At 71.9% G+C, this 20,524-nt stretch carries 16 protein-coding genes; 6 read left to right on the top strand and 10 right to left on the bottom strand.

Features of this window, described 5'->3' with window-relative positions; all coding sequences use genetic code 11:
- Positions 1 to 93: 93 nt before the first annotated feature.
- A complete protein-coding gene (locus tag OMP39_RS02025; RefSeq protein ID WP_264893145.1) occupies positions 94 to 1,227 on the bottom strand; it encodes an alkane 1-monooxygenase in 1,134 nt (377 codons plus the stop codon).
- 256 nt (positions 1,228 to 1,483) lie between these two features.
- Here OMP39_RS02025 and OMP39_RS02020 point away from each other — a divergent pair, with 256 nt between their 5' ends.
- On the top strand, positions 1,484 to 1,819 hold the full coding sequence (locus OMP39_RS02020; protein ID WP_264893144.1) for an HPF/RaiA family ribosome-associated protein: 336 nt from the start codon (positions 1,484 to 1,486) through the stop codon (positions 1,817 to 1,819).
- A gap of 60 nt (positions 1,820 to 1,879) precedes the next feature.
- Here OMP39_RS02020 and OMP39_RS02015 read toward each other — a convergent pair whose 3' ends face one another.
- Positions 1,880 to 2,494, bottom strand: a complete 615-nt coding sequence (locus OMP39_RS02015) for a hypothetical protein (protein ID WP_264893143.1) — start codon at positions 2,492 to 2,494, stop codon at positions 1,880 to 1,882.
- Positions 2,495 to 3,043: 549 nt separating this feature from the next.
- Between OMP39_RS02015 and OMP39_RS02010 the strand changes: the two genes are divergently transcribed.
- Positions 3,044 to 3,415, top strand: a complete 372-nt coding sequence (locus tag OMP39_RS02010; RefSeq protein ID WP_264893142.1) for a response regulator — start codon at positions 3,044 to 3,046, stop codon at positions 3,413 to 3,415.
- Positions 3,416 to 3,533: 118 nt separating this feature from the next.
- On the opposite strand, the gene OMP39_RS02005 is transcribed toward OMP39_RS02010, so the two are convergent.
- A complete protein-coding gene (locus OMP39_RS02005) occupies positions 3,534 to 3,815 on the bottom strand; it encodes an HU family DNA-binding protein (protein WP_264893141.1) in 282 nt (93 codons plus the stop codon).
- Between the two features lie 411 nt (positions 3,816 to 4,226).
- Here OMP39_RS02005 and OMP39_RS02000 point away from each other — a divergent pair, with 411 nt between their 5' ends.
- A complete protein-coding gene (locus tag OMP39_RS02000) occupies positions 4,227 to 5,390 on the top strand; it encodes an AraC family transcriptional regulator (protein WP_264893140.1) in 1,164 nt (387 codons plus the stop codon).
- An 88-nt stretch (positions 5,391 to 5,478) separates the two neighbouring features.
- Here OMP39_RS02000 and OMP39_RS01995 read toward each other — a convergent pair whose 3' ends face one another.
- Genes OMP39_RS01995 through OMP39_RS01985 form a run of 3 tightly spaced genes read right to left on the bottom strand, consistent with a single transcriptional unit; the run spans position 5,479 to position 10,542 of the window.
- Positions 5,479 to 6,831, bottom strand: a complete 1,353-nt coding sequence (locus tag OMP39_RS01995; RefSeq protein WP_264893139.1) for a 3-oxoacyl-ACP reductase — start codon at positions 6,829 to 6,831, stop codon at positions 5,479 to 5,481.
- Between the two features lie 48 nt (positions 6,832 to 6,879).
- Entirely contained in the window at positions 6,880 to 7,710 is an 831-nt protein-coding gene (locus tag OMP39_RS01990; protein WP_264893138.1) for a universal stress protein, read from the bottom strand.
- A 15-nt stretch (positions 7,711 to 7,725) separates the two neighbouring features.
- Positions 7,726 to 10,542 carry a bifunctional acetate--CoA ligase family protein/GNAT family N-acetyltransferase gene (locus OMP39_RS01985; RefSeq protein WP_264893137.1) on the bottom strand — a complete coding sequence of 939 codons (2,817 nt, stop codon included), beginning with the start codon at positions 10,540 to 10,542 and terminating at the stop codon, positions 7,726 to 7,728.
- A gap of 274 nt (positions 10,543 to 10,816) precedes the next feature.
- On the opposite strand from OMP39_RS01985, the gene OMP39_RS01980 reads away from it, so the two are divergent.
- Both OMP39_RS01980 and OMP39_RS01975 read left to right on the top strand, forming a co-directional pair.
- The gene (locus OMP39_RS01980) at positions 10,817 to 11,269 is read left to right on the top strand and encodes a universal stress protein (protein WP_264893136.1); all 453 of its coding nucleotides are present in this window, start codon (positions 10,817 to 10,819) and stop codon (positions 11,267 to 11,269) included.
- 26 nt (positions 11,270 to 11,295) lie between these two features.
- Complete coding sequence (locus OMP39_RS01975) at positions 11,296 to 11,661, top strand: TraR/DksA family transcriptional regulator (protein ID WP_264893135.1); 366 nt, start codon at positions 11,296 to 11,298, stop codon at positions 11,659 to 11,661.
- A 10-nt stretch (positions 11,662 to 11,671) separates the two neighbouring features.
- Here OMP39_RS01975 and OMP39_RS01970 read toward each other — a convergent pair whose 3' ends face one another.
- The 3 genes from OMP39_RS01970 to OMP39_RS01960 form a co-directional block, all read right to left on the bottom strand.
- A complete protein-coding gene (locus OMP39_RS01970; protein WP_264893134.1) occupies positions 11,672 to 13,981 on the bottom strand; it encodes an NADP-dependent malic enzyme in 2,310 nt (769 codons plus the stop codon).
- A 70-nt stretch (positions 13,982 to 14,051) separates the two neighbouring features.
- Positions 14,052 to 14,813 (bottom strand): alpha/beta hydrolase, encoded by a 762-nt coding sequence (locus OMP39_RS01965; RefSeq protein ID WP_264893133.1) that lies wholly within the window; start codon positions 14,811 to 14,813, stop codon positions 14,052 to 14,054.
- A gap of 138 nt (positions 14,814 to 14,951) precedes the next feature.
- Entirely contained in the window at positions 14,952 to 15,569 is a 618-nt protein-coding gene (locus OMP39_RS01960; protein ID WP_264893132.1) for a hypothetical protein, read from the bottom strand.
- 260 nt (positions 15,570 to 15,829) lie between these two features.
- Here OMP39_RS01960 and OMP39_RS01955 point away from each other — a divergent pair, with 260 nt between their 5' ends.
- Positions 15,830 to 16,801, top strand: coding sequence for a ProQ/FINO family protein (locus tag OMP39_RS01955; protein ID WP_264893131.1), 972 nt, complete (start codon positions 15,830 to 15,832; stop codon positions 16,799 to 16,801).
- 115 nt (positions 16,802 to 16,916) lie between these two features.
- Here the strand turns inward: OMP39_RS01955 and OMP39_RS01950 are convergent, their stop codons facing one another.
- On the bottom strand, positions 16,917 to 20,339 hold the full coding sequence (locus tag OMP39_RS01950; protein WP_264893130.1) for a PAS domain-containing protein: 3,423 nt from the start codon (positions 20,337 to 20,339) through the stop codon (positions 16,917 to 16,919).
- Between the last annotated feature and the right edge of the window lie 185 nt (positions 20,340 to 20,524).

Here is a 20,524-nt window from a genome sequence, read left to right as displayed (position 1 = left end):
CCGGGGAGGGAGCAAGCACAGTGCCCTAGGGCCCGGCCGGTGCGGTCGCTGGCCCGAGGTGAGCGTGGCCCCAGCCGCAGCGGGCCTTCGCCTTCAACCGGCAGCGGGTTGAATCGGTTGCCGCCGCAGTGGCTCCATGTGGCGGTCCACCCGCGGGTCCATGAGACGTCGCCACAGGGGCGGACACAGCGCCACGACGACCGCGGCCGCGTAGCCGAACGGCAGCTGGGGGCTCTCGTCGAAATGCCGCAGCAGCTGGTAGCGCCGTGCGGCGTGGGCGTGGTGGTCGGAGTGCCGCTGCAGGTGGAACAGGAACATGTTGGTGACGAGGAAGTCCGAGTTCCACGAGTGCTTGGGGTCCACGCGCTCGTAGCGGCCGTCCGGCAACTGGCGGCGCATGAGACCGTAGTGCTCGACGTAGTTGATGATCTCCAACAGGCACACCGCAATGAAGGCCTGGCCGGCGAAGTACACGGCGCCGAGCCAGCCGCCCGCGATCCAGACGCACAGCGCGCAGAACACCGCGCTGCATGCGAACCACAGACTCACCTCGCTGCGCCACCAGCGCCACCGCCCACCGCGCCGCAGCGTGTGACGGCGCTCCAGCTCGAACGCGCGCGGCACGTTGTGGCGCAAGGCCCGGCCGATGAAGTGGTAGACGTGCTCGCCGCGGTATGCGGTGGAGTTGTCGCGCGGGGTGGCGACGTCCACATGGTGGCCGTAGATGTGCTCGATCTTGAACGAGCCGTACAGCACCGACGCGAGCAGCAGCCCTCCGCCCCACTGCTCGGCGCGGGTGGGCTTGTGAATGAGCTCGTGCGCGACGTTGATGCCCAGCACGCCACCCAGGCATCCCATCGAGACCACCCAGCCCAGCGCGCCCAGCGGCCCGAAAGGCGCGGTGGCGAACACGTGGGCCCCCCACAGCATCAGGCCGATCTGCAAGGGCACGCACAGCAGCGGCAACGCCGCGAAGTACCACGAGCGCTCGAGCCGCGGCACATCCTGCGCAGCGGGGTTGAGCGTGTCGGTGCCCACCACGAGGTCCGCCAGCGGGATGAGCACGAAGTACATGAGCGGCGTGTACCAGGCCCACGAGTCCCAGTGGCCCCAGCGCGACGCCGACCCCCACGTGACGACGGGGGGAGCGGCGGCCAGCAGGAACACGAGGTAGCCCCAGCGGTGGTGATCGGTGGTCTTGGAACGGGTGAGAACACGCCACAGCATCGCTCGCCTCCTCTGCCGGCCGGGCCCGCCCGGGCCGCGCAGCGCGGGTTGCGCACGCGCTGGAACGCAGACCCCACGCCCCAGCAGCCGCACGCAAGGGTCCAGTTTGGTCTCGATCTTGCGCTCGCAGGTCTCGGGGTTTCCCCCGGGCGCGGGCCACGTCGCGGACGGCGAGCACGCGCGTCGAGCCTCGCCATGCACGTGCAGCCGGCACGCCACGTGCACGAGGAGTGCGTTGCATCAGGCAGGAGACACGATGATCCAAGTGCAGGTGAACACCGACCATCACATCCAGGGCGGGGAGTCTCTCAACGCCTCCGTGACGCGCCTGGTCGAGCAGGCGATCGGCCGTTTCGAGAGCCAGCTCACGCGCGTGGAGCTGCATCTGAACGATGTGAACAGCCACAAGGGGGGTGACGCCGACGTGCGTTGCATGATCGAGGCGCGCATCACGGGCCACGAGCCGATTGCGGTGACCGAGCACGCCGTGAACGTGGAGCAGGCGGTGCGGCAGGCGGCCGCGAAGATGGAGCGCGCCCTCGACTCGGTGATCGGCAAGCGGCAGGAGCGCGACCGGCAGGGGCGCCCCTGAATGACAAGACGCCCCCGGCCGGTGGGGCGGGGGGCGCCTGTGCGGGAGGACTTCGATCGATCAGCGCAGGACCCGCGCGTCGAGGCCGCTGGTCGCGGGCCGCAGGATGGTCGGCTCGGGTCGCCGCTCCGAACCGCGGGCACTGCCCAGCGGCTGCTTGAGGGACTGGGCCTGTGCGTGCTCGCTGCGCAACGTCAGGCGAGTGAGCGCATAGAGCGGATCGGCATCCTCGCGGCACAGCTCGAACGTCTCCATCGCGGCGAGCGTCTGGCCCTGATAGCGCATCAGGCAGGCGGTCAGCGGCGTCTCCACGGTGAGTTCGTAGCGGCGCAGCGTCTGGGTCAGGTGAGGCCGCACACGGGTGATGAGGAGCGAGGCCGCGGACCATTCCGGCGCGCCGACGATGCGCGGAGCCGGACGCTCCTGTCCGAACAGGGCGTGAATCGATGCCTTGATCGCGAGCACGGCCAAGCTGTCGCAGCTGCTGACGAAGCGCGCGGGCAGGCAGCACTGCGAGGACGCACCGATGGTCGGGCTGCGCAGTTGGATGTCGAGCTTGCCGGCCGGATCGGCCAGGGGCCCCACCTGCACGCGGTACGCATCGCTTTCCTGCTGGCCGTAGCGCACCGCCAGCTCCACCGTCAGCATCTCCTGTCGTTCAGGCATGAATTCCACACAGTCCTCCTACGGCTACCGCCGCTCGCGCACCGGTTCCCCAGCCCCCGGCGGCCTGCGCGGGAGGGCCGCCGATTGCAAACATTTCTGCAATTGCGTAACTCCTATCCATCGCCCGGCGCCAGGCTGCCGCGGCAGTCCCTCGAAAAGTCCCCGAGCCCAGGCCGTTCCAAGAGGGGTCGGTGTCGGAAAGGAGGCTGAATCGACCTGGTTGCAGCGCTCGGGGCAGACGACAAAGAGCAAGCTGCGTGCCGGGCGCCCGGGGCGCGGAGATCGAACGCACGCGAGGCCCTGCCGCGACCGGCCGGCGGGCGGGCTGTTACACAAAGACGCCAATGGGCCTACGCGCAAGTCGTTACGCTTCAGCCTGTTGGACGACGACGCTCCACGGTCATGACGGCCCAGTGCCCTCCCCTGGCGGCTTGCCTCGACGAGCTCGGGGGTGAGGCGTCGTCGCGCGAGGCGCAGGCGGCGGCGCGGAAACGCGGGGCAGCGGCGGGACGCCGGGCGAGAGCCCGGCAGGGCGAGCGAACCGTGGAGGGGTGCAGCGTGAAGACGATACTGGTCGTCGACGATGAGCCGGCCCACGCCGAGATCCTCAGCCTGATTCTCGAGGACCTGGGCTACCGGGTGTTCTGCGCCTCAAACGGGCGCCAGGGGCTCGAATGCGCCACGCAGGTCCGTCCCGACCTGGTGGTGCTCGACTTCATGATGCCCGTCATGGACGGCGCGCAGATGGGACGCGCGATGCGCGCCGAGGGGCAGATGCATCACATCCGCATCCTGATGAACAGCAGCGTGGCCGAAGAAGTGGTGCGTTGCCATTTCGACGGCTACGACGGCTTCTTGCGCAAGCCGTACGACGTCGAGGTGGCGCTCGAGCTCATTGCGGACTTGCTCGAGCGGGATCGCTGCGCTTGAGCGTTTGCGTGCGATGCAGCGCGCGAAGGGCGCTTGCGCGAACAGGCGCGTGGCCGCGCCGGGGCTTCGCCGCGCCGGCAGCGTCCTGGCGGACACCACGGCGCGTGCGAGGCCGGGATCACTTCTTCTTCTGGACAGCCGACTTGAGCGTCGCGCCGGCGGTGAACTTCACACCCTGGCTCGCTTCGATGGTGATCTCTTCGCCGGTACGCGGGTTGCGGCCGGTGCGCGCGGCGCGCTCCGACACCGAGAAGCTGCCGAAGCCGATCAGAGAGACGGAGTCTCCGGCGGCCAGGGCCTTGGTCACGTTGGCGATGAAGGCGTCCAGCGCGCGGGCGGCAGAGGCCTTCGACAGATCGGCATCGGCGGCGATGGCATCGACGAGTTCGGCTTTGTTCATAGGGATCGCAATCCGTCAGTGGTTGGGTCGTGGACATGCGCGCAAGGCGCGAGGGCCCGGGGCCCGGGCGCGTCGCACGCGGCAAAGCCCGCAGTCTAGCCGCATCCCGGCCTTCCCCGCATCCGCCCGTGCGAGGGACGGGCGGGCGACCGGAGATGGCCACATGGGTTACCCGCATTTACAACGGCGCCGGCCGATCGGACTCTCGGTGGACGGCTGTCGCCCTCGTCGCGTCGCTCATCCGGCCGCGATGGCGGCGGGCCACACCTGCTGTAACACTGCGGGCCACACGAAGCCCGCGGAACCGGCTCATCATCGGCAGAACAACACCAGCACCCGGATTCTGTCCGTCGCGCAAGGCACCTGCCAGCCGCAGGTGCTGCGGCGTCGCAGGAGGTCGTAGGAGACACAATGAGCACGACGCGATCGACGTCTGCCACTCGCGCTGCGCCCTCAGGGCGCGCCAGCGCCGCGTTGCGCGAGCCCACCGCTGCCGTGTATGAATCGGCCCTCGCGCTGATCGGCCTGCTCCACAGGCACGGCCTCACCGACGCTCGGATCGCGCAGGCCACCGGCATCGAAACGGGGCGGATGTACGAGCCGGACGCACGCCTGCCGCTGTCGCAGATCGAAAGGCTCTGGGAGCTCGCGGCCGAGGCCACGCGCAACCCCGGTGTCGCGCTGCAATTGCATCTGCACTACCCCGAGAACAAACTGCACTTCGTCGCGCACGTCGGGATGCGCTCCCGCACACTGCGCGAGGCCCTGGAGCACTGGCGCAAGTATGCGCCCCTGCTGTGCGAGGCCGACGACGTCGACTTCATCGTCGAAGGCTCGCACGCGCGCTTCCTCTACACCTGCCGCGACCCCCGCTACGACTCGCGGTGGTTCGCCGAGCACTTCCTGGCGCTCGCCGCCTGGTTCGGCCGCTCTTTCACGGGACAGCCGCTGCGACCGCATGCGGTGCGCTTCATGCATCCCGACCCCGGTTGTGCGCAGGCCTACCATCAGGCCTTCGACGGCGCACCGGTCACCTTCCTCGCGCACGACAACAGCCTCGCGTTCGATGCGCGCTACCTGGACCTGCCGGTCCGGACGGCCGACAGCTACCTGCAGCACTTCCTCACGCAGAAGGCCGACGAGCTCAAGCGGCGGCTGGAGCGCGAGGCCCCGGTGGGCAATCGGGTGATGTTCGCGATCTCGGCGCTGATCCAACGCCGCGAGGAGGTCACGTTCGAGCGCGTGAGCGAACTGCTGGAGCAGTCTCCCCGCAAGCTGCGCGCGGTGCTGGAAGGCGAAGGACGGCGCTTTCGGGAGCTGGTCGATGAGGTGCGGCGCCACGCCGCCGCGCGCTACCTCCAGTGGGGCTTGTCGGTCTCGCAGGTGGCCGAACTGCTCGGCTTCTCGGAGCCGAGCGCGTTGCAGCATGCCTTCCGGCGTTGGTTCCAGACCAGCCCCGGGTCGTTCCGTGCGCAGCTGCGCGCCGGCCACTGGAGCGCAAGCGAGGGGGCCGGGCCCTGGCCTTGCCGCCCATCGCCCGACGAGCTGGTGGGCGAGGCCGATCGCGCCCGCTGACCCCGCTGACGCGCCGAGCGTTGCGCGGCGGGTCGACCTCAGGGTTAGACGACGGTGACGAGGACGCGGGAGTGGCGCCGCCCCCTGCTCATGCACCGAGCCAGCTCTGGCCGCACACGCGCAGGACCTGCCCGTTGACGCCGGCGGAGCCGGGGTGGACGAGCCAGGCGACGGCCTCGGCGACATCCACCGGCAGGCCCCCCTGCCCCAGCGCGTTCATGCGGCGGCCGGCCTCGCGGATCGCGAAGGGAATCGCCGCCGTCATCTGCGTCTCGATGAAGCCCGGGGCCACGGCGTTGATGGTGACGCCGCGTGAACCGAGGATCGGCGCATAGGCCTGCACCAGCCCGATCACGCCGGCCTTGGCCGCGGCGTAGTTGACCTGCCCGCCGTTGCCCGCGATGCCCGCGATGGAGGACAGGCACACCACGCGCCCGCCGGGCGGCAGGGCCCCCGCGGCGAGCAACCGCTCGGTGATGCGCTCCTGGGCGGCGAGGTTCACCTCGATCACCGATTGCCACTGGTCCTCGCGCATGTTGACGAGCCGCTTGTCGCGCGTGATGCCGGCGTTGTGGACCATCACGTCGACGCGGCCCCCGGCGCGCTCGGCGATGCGCTGCGCTGCGTCGGGGGCGGTGATGTCCAACGGCAGCGCACGCCCGTCGAGGTCGTTGCACACGCGCTGCAAGTCCACCTCGGCGGCCTGCACGTCCACGCCGATGACGAGTGCACCTTCCCGATGCAGGACGCGGGCGATGGCAGCTCCGATCCCGCGGGCCGCACCGGTGACGACCGCCGTGCGGCCGGCCAGAGGCCGAGCCGCATCGGCCGGCCAGGCGGCCCCCGGCAGGCCGTTCGAGGGCACGCCCACCCGCACGACCTGGCCCGCGACGTAGGCCGAGCGCGGCGTGAGGAAGAAGCGCAGCGTGCTGCCCAGCGCCTCTTCGGCACCGGGAGCCACGTACACGAGATTGGCCGTCGCGCCGCGGCGCAGCTCCTTGCCCATCGAGCGCACCGCCCCTTCGAGGGCGCGCTGGGCGAGGGCGGCTGAAGGAGCGACCGCGGTCTCGGGCGGGCGCCCCAGCACCAGCACGCGCCCGCAGGCGGCCAGCGAGCGCAGGCGGGGTTGGAAGAAGTCGAACAGCAGGCGCAGCCCCTCGGCGGCCACGATGCCGCTCGCATCGAGCACGAGCGCGTGGGCGCTGCCGGACGGGGCCGCCCCCTGCGCCTCGGAGAACAGCGGCGCGCCCCACGCCGCCAGGGTGCGCCGGATCGGCTCGCCCAACGCCCCGTCGGGCGGTCCGCCCACGACGACGGGGCCCGGGAACTCGGACGACTTCGGCTGCCAGCGCCTGAGCGGCGCCGGTTGCGGCAGACCGAGCGCGGCGAGCAGCCGCTGCCCGAGGGGTGAGTTCGCGAAGTCGAGATAGCGGTCGGTCACGAGAGTCTCCTCTGCCTCGGGCACGGCCCCTTGGCACGACGGCCGATCCTAGTGCGACATCAGCACCGGCAAGGTCATCTGACCGAGCATCGTGCGCGTGGCCCCGCCGAGGACGAACTCCGCCCAGCGCGGGTGCCCGTAGCCTCCCATCACCAGGCACTGCGCGCCCCAGTCGGCCGCGCGCGAGAGCAGCGCCTCGCCGGCAGGCACGGAGCTGACCTCGACATGGACGTGCGCCTGCACACGATGGCGCTCGAGCCATTGCTGCACCGCGCCGAGCGCGATGCGAGCGTCGGCATCCTCGCGGGGCCGCACCGACACCAGGTGCACGCGCGAGGCGCGCTGCAACAGGGGCAGCGCGTCGGCCATCGCGCGCGCGGCTTCGCGCCCGCCGTCCCAGGCGGCGACCACCGGCCCGTTCGTCCACCGGAACTCCCCGATGTGAGGCACCACCAGCACCGGCCGCCCGCTGCGCAGCACCACCTGCGTGGCCAGCTCGCGCTGCACGGTGGAGCGGTCCTCGGGGGCCGGCTGCCCGACGACGACGAGGTCGACGGTGCGCGCTGCGGCGATCAGCGATTCCACGGCCTCGCCGTGATGGACCCTCGATTCGTGGGTCACATCCGTGCGGGGGGCGAGCAGCGCATCGAAGCGGCGTGCGGCGTTGCGCGCCTGCTCGATCAGGTAGTCCATCGACAGCTGCAGATAGGTCGGCCCCGCCACCGCGCGCCCGACGCTCGCGGGCATGTCGGCCCAGCCCGTCGGCGCCCACCCGATCAGATGGGCCCCTTCCAACGCGCCGAGCTCGGCGGCGTAGTGGATGCGCGCCTCGCAGCGCTCGGTGTCGTCCAGATGGACGAGGATCTGACGGTAGGCCATGGAGCGCTCCTTCGGTCAAAACAGTGAGGACGGAAGCTCCTGCGCGGCGGAGCCGGACGGCAAGTGGCCTCCGGCGCCGAGCTCCAGCCGCAGGGCCATCACGCCGCCGCCGGCATCGCGCACCTCGAAGCCGAGCGAACGCGCCAGGCGCGCCATGCCGACGTTTTCGCGCAGGCACATGCCGACCAGGCGCTCGGTGCCGCGCCGGCGCAGGTGGTCCGCGAGCAAGGCGAGCAGCAGGCGTCCGAGGCCCCGCTGCTGCCAGTCGCTGCGCACCTGGATCGCGAACTCGGCTTCCCGATTGTCGGGGTCGCACAGCGCGCGCACCTCGCCGAGCAGCGGTGCCTGCGGCGAGGGGTGCCCCTCGGCCTCCACCGGCAACGCGACGAGGCACATCTCGCGGTCGTAGTCGATCTGCGAATAGCGGGCAAGCTCGCTGTGGGCCCATTCCCGCCGCGGGCCGAAGAACCGCAGGCGCACGTCCTCGGGCCGTGCGCTCGCATAGAAGTCGCGCAGCCGCGACTCGTCCTCGGGCCGGATCGGGCGCACCAGCACCTGCTGGCCGTCCACCGGGTGCAGGCTTTCCAGCTCCTTCGGGTAGGGCCGGATCGCCAGCCGCGAGGCCGCGGGAGGCTGGCCGGCCCGCACGCGCATGCGCGCGTCGAGCGCGATGACGCCGGCCTCGTCGGCCAGCAAGGGATTGATGTCGAGCTCGGCGAGTTCGTCGAGGTCGCACACCAGATGCGAGACGCGCACCAGCACCGCATGCAGCGCCTGCGCGTCGACGGCCGGATGGTCTCGCCACGCGCCGAGCAGCTTGGCCACCTGTGTGCGCGAGACGAGTTCGCGAGCCAGGGCCATGTTGAGCGGCGGCAGCGCAATCGCGCGGTCGGCGAGCAGCTCCACCGCCGTGCCCCCCTGGCCGAACAGGATCACCGGGCCGAAGACCGGGTCCTGCGAGACGCCGACGATGAGCTCGCGGGCCATCGGCCGGCGCACCTGAGGCTGCACCGTGAAGCCGGCCAGCCGCGCGCCGGGGCGCACCCGCGCGATGCGCTCGCTCATCGCCCGCGCAGCTTCGCGCACCTGGGCGGCGTCCTGCAGGCCCAGCACCACGCCGCCGACGTCGGACTTGTGGCTGATGTCGGGCGAGAGGATCTTCAACACCGCCGGGAAGCCCAGCGCCTGCGCGCAGCGGGCGGCCTCGTCCGGGTCGCGCGCCAGACGCGTGGGCACGGTGGGGATGCCGTAGGCCTCCAGCACCGCCTTGGCCTCGAGCTCGCTGAGCATCTCGCGGCCCTCGGCCTGCACGCGCTGCAGCATGGCGCGCGCCGCGGGCCGGTCGGCGGCGGCGGTGTATCGGGCCGTCGCAGCCGCTGCTCCGTCTGCCGAGGCGGCGTCGGCCGCCCGGGCGACATCGCGACGCGGCGCCTCGGGCAGCGCAGGCGGCGTCTGCAGGAGGCTGTCCTGGTTGCGGCGGTACTCCACCAGCTGCAAGAAGGCCGTCACGGCGCGCTCGGGGGTGTCGTAGGTCGGCACCCCGGCCGCCGCACACAGCTGTCGCGCGGGCTCGACGACGTCGCCGCCGAGCCAGCAGGTGAGCACCGGCTTGCGGGCCTGCTGCACGAGGGGCAGGCAGGCCCGCGCGATCTCGGCGCTCGGCACCACGGCCGTCGGCGCATGCATGAGCAGCACGGCGTCCACTTCGTCGGCTGCCAGCAGCGCCTCCAGCGCCGCGGTGTAGCGGGCGACCGGCGCGTCGCCGATGATGTCCACCGGGTTGCCGCGCGACCACGTGGCCGGCAGCGCCCGGTCGAGCGCGGCGAGCGTCTCAGGGGCCAGCGGCGCGAGCCGCCCGCCGGCCAGCGCCAGCGCGTCGGCGGCCAGCACGCCCGCGCCGCCCCCGTTGGTGAGCACCGCCAAGCGCTCCCCGGCGAGCGGTCGAGCGCGTGCCAGTGTCTCGGCGGCATCGAACAGCTCTTGCAGCGTGAGCACGCGCAACATGCCGGCGCGTCGGATCGCGGCATCCACCACCAGGTCGGACGCCGCCAACGCGCCGGTGTGCGAAGCCGCCGCCCGCGCGCCCTCGGGCGCCCGGCCGGACTTCACCACGAGCACGGGCTTGTTGCGCGCCGCGGCACGCGCTGCCGACATGAACTTGCGCGCCGACTGGACCGACTCCAGGTAGAGCAGGATGGCCCGGGTGGCCGGGTCGCTCGCCAGCCAGTCCAGCACATCGCCCACATCGACGTCGGCACTGTCGCCCAACGAGACGAAGTGGGAGAAACCGATGCCGCGGGAGTTGGCCCAGTCGAGCAAGGCCGTGGCGAGCGCCCCGGACTGCGAGACGAACGCCAGGCGCCCCGGCAGCGCATGCGTGTGCGCGAAGCTCGCGTTCAGCCGCACGCCCGGCACGAGCAGGCCCAGGCAGTTGGGCCCGAGCACGCGCAGGAGGTACGGGCGCGCCGCTTCCAGCATCCGTTGCTCCAGCGTCGGGCCGTCCGGCCGCTCGCGCGCCTTGAGTCCGGCGGTGAGCACCACCGCCGCGCGCGTGCCCCGTCGGCCGAGCGCCTGCACGAGCCCCGGCACGGTGACCGCCGGGGTGCAGATCACCGCCAGCTCCGGCACTTCGGGCAAGGTGTCCACGTCCGGCCAAGCCTGCAGGCCCGCCACCGTGGGGTGCTTGGGGTTCACCGGCCACACCGGGCCCTCGAAGCCCGCCGACAGCAGGTTGTGCATGACCAGCGAACCGATGCTCCCGGGCCGGTCGGTGGCGCCGATCACCGCCACCGAGCGGGGTCGGAACAAATGTTCGAGATTGCGAACGCTCAAGAGCTCCTCCCGACGAGGCGCGGCCCCCCGCGACCCGACCGGGGCCGCGCTGCGCACCGCGCTTGACCTGTGCAGCCTAGCCGGCCGCGCCGGGCCCGGCTTGAGCAGGGTCAAGAGGGCGACCGGCCGCAGCCCGAACGCAGACGACCGGTGCACGCGCTCCATGCCCACCGTCAAACGCCGTCCACTTGCGCTGCGTCAAGCCGCCGCGCCCGGCTGGCGCGAAGAATGGCCTGCACACGCCGGACAGTTTCATGCCCTGAAAGGAACAGACATGTATCAACGTATCCTCGCCCCCGTGGACGGCAGCTCCGCCTCCGACCGGGGTTTCAGGGAAGCGGTGGCGCTGGCGCGCGACCAGAACGCGCGCTTGCGCGTGCTGCACGTGGTGGACGAGTACGCGCTGGCATTGGACCTGTCGGGCACCACGGACTTGGGCCAGATGCACGAGACGCTCAAGCGCTACGGCGAGGAGGTGCTGGACAAGGCCAAACGCTATGCGGCCGACCAGGGCGTGCAGGCCGAGACCGCGCTGCGCGAGACGGTGGACCGCCGGGTGGCGGGGGCCGTGCTGGCCGAAGCCCAGTCCTTCAATGCCGACCTCATCGTCATGGGCACGCACGGCCGCCGCGGCCTCAGCCACCTGATCCTCGGCAGCGACGCCGAACTGGTGGTGCGCAGCAGCCCCGTGCCGGTGCTGCTGGTGCGCAGCGGCGAAGCGCAGTGAGGGGGCCGATGACGATGGGAGCGCCCATGACGAGTGCCGGTACCGACCTGCTGCGCGAGCGCCTTCAGAAGCGCCTGGACGAGTTGCGTGCCGAGGTGCGGGCGGCGAGCCTGCGCGATGCGAGCGAAGCCGAAGCCGTGGTGCGCGAAGCCCATGACCGCGGCGACGAGGCCAGCGCCGAGATCCAGCTGGGCATCGGCGACGCCGAGTTGGTGCGCGACCTGCACGAACTGCGCGAAGTGGAGGCCGCTTTGCAGCGGATGGCGCGCGGGACCTACGGGCAATGCGAGGACTGCGGCCAGGAGATCGGCGAGGCCCGCCTGGCCGCGCACCCGGCCGCTCGCCGCTGCGCGGCCTGCCAGGCGGCGCAGGAGCGCCGCCGGCCGCGCTGAGCGGCCCCTACTACTCGGGCCGGGTCAGCAGTTCGCCCACCGCGGTGAGGGCCGTCATGTTGACGACCCGCCGCACGGTGGCCGACGGCGTGAGCACGTGCGCGGGGGCCGCCGCACCGAGCAGGATCGGCCCGACCGTGATGCCCTGACCGCCCGTCATCTTCAGCACGTTGAAGAGGATGTTGGCCGCGTCCAGGTTCGGCAGGATCAGGATGTTGGCGGTGCCCGAAAGCGTCGAGGAGGGCAGAAAGCTCTGCCGCACCGATTCGCTCAGTGCCGCATCGCCCTGCATCTCGCCGTCGGCCTCCACCCCCGGCATGCGCGCCCGGAACATGTCGCGCGCAGCGCGCATCTTGCGGGCCGAGGGCCGCTGGCTCGAGCCGAACATCGAATGCGACAGGAACGCCACCTTCGGCGTGAGCCCGAAATGGCGCACCGTCTCGACCGCCAGGCCCGCGATCTCGCACAACTGCTCGGCCGAGGGGTCCTCGTTGACGAAGGTGTCGGCAATGAAGAGGGTGTACTTGTCGAGCATCAGCGCGTTGAGCGCGGCCAAGCCCGAGACGCCCTGCCGCAAGCCGATCACGTCGCGCACGTGCTCCAGGTGGCTGTCGTAGCGCCCGACCAGGCCGCACAGCATCCCGTCGGCATCGCCCAGACGCACCATCAGCGAAGCGATCAGCGTGTTCGAGCGGCGCACGGCCGTCTTCGCCGCCTCGGGCGTCACGCCGTCGCGGCCCTTGATGAGGTGATACGCCTCGCAGTAGGGGCGGAAGCGCGGATCGTCCTCGGGATTGGTCAGTTCGAAATCGACCCCCGGCTTCAAGCGCAGGCCGGCGCGCTCGATGCGTTGCGCCACCACGGCCGGGCGGCCGATGACGATGGGCCGCACGATGCCTTCTTCCAGGCCGATCTGCACCGCGCGCAGCGTGCGCTCGTCCTCGCCCTCGGCGAACACGATGCGCTTGGGCGCGCGCCGCGCCGCCATGAACACCGGCCGCATGAAAAGGCCGGTGTGGGTGACGAAGCGCAGCAGCGACTCCCGATAGGCCTCGAGGTCGGCGATCGGCCGCGTGGCCACGCCCGAGTCGGCCGCGGCCTTGGCGACCGCCGGCGCGATGCGCAGGATCAGGCGCGAGTCGAACGGCTTGGGAATGAGGTACTCGGGGCCGAAGCGCATCTCCTCGCCGGGGTAGGCGGCGGCCACCTCGTTGCTCACCTCGGCCTTGGCGAGTTCGGCGATCTCCCGCACGCAGGCCACCTTCATCTCCTCGGTGATGCAGGTGGCGCCGGAGTCCAGCGCGCCGCGGAAGATGTACGGGAAGCACAGGACGTTGTTGACCTGGTTGGGGTAGTCGGAGCGGCCGGTGGCGACGATGCAGTCGGGGCGCGCGGCCTTGGCCACCTCGGGCCGGATCTCGGGCTCGGGATTGGCGAGCGCGAGGATGAGCGGGCGCGGTGCCATCGTCTGGACCATCTCGGCGGTCAGCACGCCCGCGGTCGAGCAGCCGAGGAAGACGTCGGCGTCCTTCACCACGTCGGCCAGTGTGCGCGCGCTCGTGCGCTGCACGTAGCGGCGCTTCGACTCGTCCAGGCGGTCCTCGCGCTCGTGGTGCAGCACGCCCTTGGAGTCGCACATGTACACGTGCTCGCGGCGCAGGCCCAGTTGCACCATCAGGTCCACGCAGGCGATGGCCGCCGCGCCCGCGCCCGAGACGGCGAGCTTGACCTCGTCGATCCTCTTGCCGGTGAGCTCCAGCCCGTTGAGCAGCGCCGCGGCGGAGATGATCGCGGTGCCGTGCTGGTCGTCGTGGAACACCGGGATCTTCAGCCGCTCCTTGAGCTTGCGCTCGATGTAAAAGCACTCGGGCGCCTTGATGTCCTCGAGGTTGATGCCGCCGAGCGTGGGCTCCAGCGCGGCGATGATCTCCACCAGCTTGTCCGGGTCCTTCTCGGCCAGCTCGATGTCGAACACGTCGATGCCCGCGAACTTGCGGAACAGGCACCCCTTGCCTTCCATCACGGGCTTGCCGGCCAGGGGACCGATGTCACCCAGGCCGAGCACCGCGGTGCCGTTGGTGACCACCCCGACGAGGTTGCCGCGCGAGGTGTAATCGGCCGCGAGCGCGGGGTTCTCCTCGATGGCGAGGCAGGCATAGGCCACGCCCGGCGAGTACGCGAGCGAGAGGTCGCGCTGGTTGGACAGCGGCTTGGTGGGCAGCACCGCGATCTTGCCGCGGCTGGGGGAACGGTGGTATTCGAGCGCGGCGTCGCGCAACGCCTGCTCGGCATCGGACAGCACGGTCTTGGGGGTCGTCATGGCATCTCCTGCCCCGGCGCGCCGGGGGGTGACGAGTATCGGCCGCGAGGGGGCCGCGAAATCCGCGCGTTCATGCAAATGTGTCATGACTTGAGGCATGCGAACGGCAGCCCCGCAGCATCTGCTCGCCCATCCAGCGGCGCAGCCGGGGCAACGCCGGTTCGGGCGTCTCGTGCCCGCCCGCCGCGAGCACCAGCTCGGTGCGCCAGCCGCGCTCACCGAGCCGCCGCGCCATGCGCAGCGCCTGCGCGGGCGGAATCGTCGTGTCGTTCGCGCCATGAGCGATGAAGGCGGGCCTTCCCCCGGCCGGGGGGGCGTGCGCTGCGCGTTGTTGCGCTCGGCTGAGCAGGCGCGTGCCGACGAGGACCAGCCCCGCGACCCGCGGCGCATCGAGCAGCCCCAGGGCGCAGGCCAATGCCCCGCCCTGGCTGAAGCCGCCCAGCACGAGCGGCAACGCGGGGTCCACGCCGACGGCACCGGGCAGGGCCGCGAGGACTTCGCTCAGCTGCTCCAGCGCCCCGTCCACCTCGGGGTGCGACACATGGGGGCCCCGGCGCCGGAAGTGCACCGGGTACCAGAACCAGCCGCCCCGCGGCATCGGCCGGGGCGCGCGCAGGTTGAGCACGAGCACCTCCTGCGGCAGCCACGGCCACCACGCCGCCAGGCTGCGTTCGTCGCCGCCCGCGCCATGCAGCAGGACCATCCAGGCCCGGGCTCGATCAGGCTGCGTGCCGGGGCGCCGAGCGAGCGACCAGCGCAGCCCCGCCGCATCGCAGCTCAGCAACGGCTCGGACTCTTGCGAGCTCAGCAATGGCGCGGGCTCTTTCGTCATGGCGGGGCTCGGATGCCGCTTTCGCAGCACCGCGTATGCCCGAGCGCCGCCCCGACCCACCCGCGCTCGAGGGGGAACGCGCGCGATCGGGGCGCCTCGCAGCCGCCCCGGGGGCAAAGATAGGAGGACCGGGCGGACTCAGGACGTGCGCGGCGCGGCCAAGGGGTCGGTGGAACAAGGCGTGGAGGAGCCCAGCCGCCTCGTGTCGCGCAGCCGCGCCCTCCATGCCACGCCGGCCGCCCCGCCGGACGGGCAGGCGGCATGGGGCCGGCGCTCCACGCGCCAGTGCAGCGGCATCAGGCCGCGGAAGCGCACCGTCCACAACCACTCGCGCGCGTCGGGAAGGCGGTAGCTCAGCGCGAAGCGGTCGGAGTTCATGTCGCCGGGCAGCGCGAGGCACACCGCCTCGAGCTCGCGCGTGCACAGCGCGCGGCCGCACAAGTCCAGCGCCTGGGCCTCGGCCTCGCACTCCAGGTAGTGCCGTGCGTCGTGGTCGAGACGCTCGATCAGCACCAGCGTGGCCAGTGCCACCTCGCAAGCGAGCACGGAGGGCTCGGCACGGGCGTGGAGCATCTCGAGGTGCAGCCGTGCATGCGGGCCGAGGCCGGGGAGCTCGGCCGACCAGGCACTGGAGGCGTCGTCCCAGTGCAGCGCCAGGTCGCGATAGGTGTAGACGGTCGAAGCGGAGGCAGAGCCGGGTTCGGCGGACGGTGTGTTCATGGCTGTCTGCACCAGTTGCAAGACGGTGTAAGTCATCCTAGATCGCGTGCCCGCCCGCTGCATCCCTCTCAAGGGGGAAGCCCCCTTCGGGGGGAGAGAGCGCCAGTCTAACCGGCACCGATGGCAACACGATGACGCCCGTCGAAGTCTCGGTGGCCCGCCAGTTGGCGCACAATGCGGGGCTTCACGGGCGCCGCCGGCCGTGCGGCGCGGGCGGCCGCGCGCGGCAGGTGCCGCGCACGCATACCTCACAGTCAAGCAAGCACAGGACCCGGGCCCCGAAGCCCCAGCCGGCGATGAACCAACCTCTCGAAGACGCGCCCCGGGCGCAGTCCCCCGCCCCTGCCTCCGACGTCCCCCACGCCGGCGAGCCTGCCGTGGCCCCCGCGGCGGACGAGCCCGGCAAGGAGGAGACCGCCAAGGAGGAGACCGCCACGCAGGAGACCGCCACGCAGGAGACCGCCACGCAGGAGACCGCCACGCAGGAGGCCGCCTCGCCTGCGCAGGGTGCCGGCGCGCGGGACGCCGGCATGTCGGCGGCGGAATGCGCGACGCTGCTGCGGCAGCGCTTTCCCGACCTGTTCGGGGGCAAACCGCGCCCGCTGAAGCTGCGCATCCAGGCCGACATCCAGCAGCGCGCGCCGGGCCTGTTCCCGAAGCAGGCCCTCGGTGCCTTCCTGAGGCGCTACACGTCGAGCGATGCCTACCTGCGCGCGATGACGCAGGAAACGCACCGCTACGACCTCGACGGGCAGCCGGCGGGCGAGATCAGCGCCGAGCACAAGGAAGTCGCGCGCCAGGCGCTGGCCCAGCGGCGCTCGCGCGAGGACGCGCGTCGCGCCCAGGAGCGCGCCGAACGGCAGTTCCGCGCCGGGCTGCTGCGCGATTTCGAGACCACGACGCTCACGCGCGAGAACTTCTGCGCGCTCAAAGGCCTCGCGGTGGACCAGCTCGATGCGCAGCTCGAGATCGCCCGCCGCGAGCGCGAGGAGCGCCGGCAGTTCCTGGATCGACTGGTGCAGGACTTCCGCGCCAGCGGCAAACGCCTGCCCGAATTCGCCGCCGAGCGGGGGCTGCACCCGGCCCAGCTCGACCGCCTGCTGCGCGAGGCGGGCTGGCGCACCGGCCCCCGCCCCGGCGCGGGACGCGAGGCGCCGGCCGAGCGCGTGCGGGCGAGCGAAAAGCGTTCGCCCCACGGTCGGGACGGCGCGCAGGGCCCCGCTCCTCGCGAGGCCCGGCCCTCCCCTGGGCGCCCGAAGCGACCCTGAGGCGCATCGCGCTCCGCCCCGAGGGCGGGCGACGAGCGCCGAAGCACGGCGCGCCGCCCTGCAAGGGGGCGGGCGAGGGCCAGGAAGCACCCGCACCCGGGCGCACCCGCGCCACTCAGGGCGCAGGCCCGGGGTCGGCCAGAGCCGCTTCGATCAGCCCGACCAGACGGGCGATGTCGATCGGCTTTTCCACCAGCCCGAAGAAGCCGGCCTCGCGCAAGCGCCGCAGCGTGGTGCCGGTGACGTCCGCGGTGACGGCGATGACCGGCGTGGCGTCCAGCGCGGCGTGCCCGCGCAGCATCTGCAGGAACGCGAAGCCGTCCATCTGCGGCAGGTTGATGTCCAGCAGCACCAGGTCCGGCTGGTGCGCGAGGGCCAGCTCGATCCCGAGCATCGCCGAGGGCGCGACCAGCAGCTGCCAGCCGCGGTGCGGTGCCAGCACCTCGCGCACGAGCGCGACGTTGTCCGGGTTGTCCTCGACGTAGAGCACCTTGCGCGGCGGGCCCTCGACCACCGGCAGCGCGGCAGATGCTTCGACGGCCGCGGCGGGGGCCGTGGGGGGGCAGCCGGCCGGCAGCATCACCGTGAAAGCCGAGCCCACGCCGGCGATGCTCTCCACCTCGATGCGGCCTTGCATCAACTCGACGAGCCGTTTGCTGATGGCGAGCCCGATGCCGGTGCCTTCGATGCCCAGCTCCTCGGCGCCGAAGCGCTCGAAAGGCTCGAACAGTCTGGTCTGCTGCTCGTCGGTGAGGCCGCGTCCGCTGTCGCGCACGGTGACCGACACTACGCCCCCGCGCTCGCCCATCTCGACCCGCACCCAACCGTGCGGGCGGTTGTACTTGATGGCATTGGACAGCAAGTTGGCCAACACCTGCTTGAGCCGGGTGCGGTCGGCCACCACGTAGGTCGGCTCGCCTTGGAGGGGCTCGAGCGTGACGCCCCGCTGCGAGGCGACGGGCGCGAGCAGGTCCAGCGACTCGCGCACGAGCGCGAGCAGGTCCACGTGCTCCGGCGAGATGCCGATGCGCCCGGCCTCGACCTTCGCGAGGTCCAGCACCTCGCCGATGAGCTCCAGCAGGTGCTTGCCGGCGCGCAGGATGTGGCGCACGTACTCCTGGCTCTGGGGGGGCAGCGCGCCGCGCAGTTCGAGCAACTGGGCGAAGCCGAGCACGGCATTGAGCGGCGTGCGCAGCTCGTGGCTCATGCGCGAGAGGAAGGCCGACTTGGCCTCGTTGGCTCGCTCGGCCGCTTCCTTGGCCTTTTGCAGCTCCTTCTGGCGCGCGATCTCCGCGGTGATGTCGCTGAACACGTGGAAGAGGCGGTGCACCTCGCCGCGGCCGTCGTGCACGACGCCCAGGTTGCTCATGGTCACCAGTTCGCGGCCGTCCGTGCGGCGCATGCCCACCTCGCCCTGCCAGCTCACGCGCCCGTCGCCTCGCGCCAGCACCCGGCGGATCTCGTCGCGCAGCGGCTCGGCGATGCGCTCGAAGATCGAGGTGCCTGCCGGCGGCTCGCCGGCATACCCGAGTGCGCGGTGGTAGGCCGGGTTGCTGTAGAGCAGTTCGCCGGAGGGGGCGGCGATCGCGATGGCCTGGTCGGTCGTCTCGACCACCTGGCGCAACAGGTGCGTGCGGTCCTCCAGCTGGATGCGGGCGGTGATGTCCTGTGTGGTGCCCAGCAGCCGCAGGATGCGTCCCTGCGCGTTGCGCATGGGCTTGGCGCGCACGTGCACCCAGCGCACCGTGCCCTCGGCCGCCAAGATGCGATGGATCACGTCCATCGGGTGAGCCGGGTCCAGTTGCGCGAAGGCCGCCTCGATCAGCGCGCGATCGCTCGGGTGCACGTCGCCCCACAGCGTCTGCAGCGTCGGCACGAAGGTGTCCGGGTCCTTTTCGTGGATCTGGAACACCATCTCCGACCAGCGCACGGCGCCGGTGACGAGGTCGGCGTCCCAGTCGCCGATCTGCGACAAGCGCTGGGCCTCGAGCAGCCGGCGCTGGCTTTCCATCAGCCCGATCTCGGCCGTCTTGCGGCTGGTGATGTCCTGCACGACGCCCAGCATGTGCAGCGGCCGGCCGGCCGCATCGCGCGTCACGTCGCCGCGCTCCAGCAGCCAGCGCACGCTGCCGTCGGGCCAGACGCAGCGGTGCTCGATCTCGTAGCGCTCGCCGGTGTCGATGCAGCGCCGCACCGCCGCCTCGACCGCCGCGCGGTCGTCGGGATGCACCGCCTTCAGGAAGTTGTCGTAGCTCGTCTCGAGGTCGCCTCCGGGATAGCCGAACAGCGGCGCGATGCGCTCGGACCAGTACAACTCGCCGGTCTGGATGTTCCAGTCCCAGGTGCCGATGTCGGCGTACACCTGGCTGCGGCGCAGGCGCTCTTCGCTGTCGAGCAGCCGCCGCCGGGCCTGCTCGATCTCGGTGACGTCGGTGGCCACACCCACCCAGTGCGTGCGCACGCCGGCCTCGTTGAGCACGGGCGCCCAGCGCAGGTCCAAGGTGCGCGGGCCGCCGGGGCCCGGGGCGCACAGCGTCTGCGCCGCGGGCAGCTCGCCCTCGGCGGCCAGTCGCAGGCCCGACTGCGGCAGCACCTCGGCCAGCGCCCGCCCGGCGGGATCGCCCTCGCCTTGCAGCGCCATCTCGCCGAACGGGCGGCTCGCGTAGATCACGGGAGCATGGGGGCGCAACGCATCGACGATCACGACGCCGCTCGAACTGGAGTGCATGGCCCGCTCCAGCAGGCCCAGGCGCTCCTCGGTCGCCTTGAGGGCCGTGACGTCGGTGCGGATCGAGACGAACTGGTCCGGGCGGCCGTCGGCGTCCAGGATGGGGAGGATGGTGGACTGCACCCAGTAGTACGCCCCATCCTTGCGGCGGTTGCAGATCTCGCCGTGCCACACCTCGCCCGCGAGGATCGTCTCCCACATCTGGCGATAGAAGGCGTCGGGGTGCCGGCCGGACTTGAGCACGCGATGCGTCGTGCCCAGCAGTTCGTCGCGGCGGTAACCGCTCACCTCGCAGAAGCGCTCGTTGGCCTCGGTGATCACGCCTTGCCGGTCGGTCACGCTGACCAGGGCATGCTGGTCCACGGCCAGATGCGCCCGGCGCAGTCGGGCGATGGCTTCGGCCGTGGCGGCCGCGGCGAAGCGCGCCGAGGCCAAGCCGTCGGCGCCCGCGGCCCGCGGCTCGTCCTCCGCGAGATCGGCCCACGTGGTGCCCGGCGCGGGCGCATCGGTGCCCGGATCGTCCCCGACCAGGAGCTCGTCGCGCAGCGCCAGCAACTGCTCGATCAGCGGCGAGCGGTCGATCGCTGCGACGCCGTCGAAGTGGTCCGCCCCCTCGAGACGGCGCAACACCCGGCGGCTCGCGTCGCGCAGACGGGGGTCGGACTCGTGCTGCCACCCCTGCGCGGCCGCCTGCAGCGCGGCCTCGGCCTGCCGCGCGACGGCCGGCTCCCAGCGCGGGCCGGCGAAGAGCCGGATCAACATCAGCGCAAGCTGATGGATGTGCTCGATCGAAGCATTGCGGGCGTCCATGGCGGCGTGCGAGTGATCGGGCCGAAGGGGCCTCCCACGGGCCGCGCCGCATCGACCGACGCAGTGCGCCTCACTGCGAACGCAACAGCCGACCGGCCCGGGAGTCGGCCTCGCGCGGCCGCCGCGCAGCGGCGAGAGGCACGCGGCTTGCTCCCCGGGTGCGCATCGAGGCGTCCGGGCAGTGG

Origin of the sequence: Schlegelella aquatica (genome assembly GCF_026013905.1) — a bacterium.
Lineage (GTDB): Bacteria > Pseudomonadota > Gammaproteobacteria > Burkholderiales > Burkholderiaceae_C > Caldimonas > Caldimonas aquatica.
The sequence above is the reverse complement of the archived record's forward strand: the minus strand, read 5'-3'. Positions and strand labels throughout refer to the sequence as shown.

Coding starts and splice junctions, on each gene's coding strand:
- OMP39_RS02025 (WP_264893145.1), bottom strand. CDS start 1,227: ATGCTGTGGCGTGTTCTCACCCGTTCCAAGACCACCGATCACCACCGC.
- OMP39_RS02020 (WP_264893144.1), top strand. CDS start 1,484: ATGATCCAAGTGCAGGTGAACACCGACCATCACATCCAGGGCGGGGAG.
- OMP39_RS02005 (WP_264893141.1), bottom strand. CDS start 3,815: ATGAACAAAGCCGAACTCGTCGATGCCATCGCCGCCGATGCCGATCTG.
- OMP39_RS02000 (WP_264893140.1), top strand. CDS start 4,227: ATGAGCACGACGCGATCGACGTCTGCCACTCGCGCTGCGCCCTCAGGG.
- OMP39_RS01990 (WP_264893138.1), bottom strand. CDS start 7,710: ATGGCCTACCGTCAGATCCTCGTCCATCTGGACGACACCGAGCGCTGC.
- OMP39_RS01980 (WP_264893136.1), top strand. CDS start 10,817: ATGTATCAACGTATCCTCGCCCCCGTGGACGGCAGCTCCGCCTCCGAC.
- OMP39_RS01975 (WP_264893135.1), top strand. CDS start 11,296: ATGACGAGTGCCGGTACCGACCTGCTGCGCGAGCGCCTTCAGAAGCGC.
- OMP39_RS01970 (WP_264893134.1), bottom strand. CDS start 13,981: ATGACGACCCCCAAGACCGTGCTGTCCGATGCCGAGCAGGCGTTGCGC.
- OMP39_RS01965 (WP_264893133.1), bottom strand. CDS start 14,813: ATGACGAAAGAGCCCGCGCCATTGCTGAGCTCGCAAGAGTCCGAGCCG.
- OMP39_RS01960 (WP_264893132.1), bottom strand. CDS start 15,569: ATGACTTACACCGTCTTGCAACTGGTGCAGACAGCCATGAACACACCG.
- OMP39_RS01955 (WP_264893131.1), top strand. CDS start 15,830: ATGAACCAACCTCTCGAAGACGCGCCCCGGGCGCAGTCCCCCGCCCCT.
- OMP39_RS01950 (WP_264893130.1), bottom strand. CDS start 20,339: ATGGACGCCCGCAATGCTTCGATCGAGCACATCCATCAGCTTGCGCTG.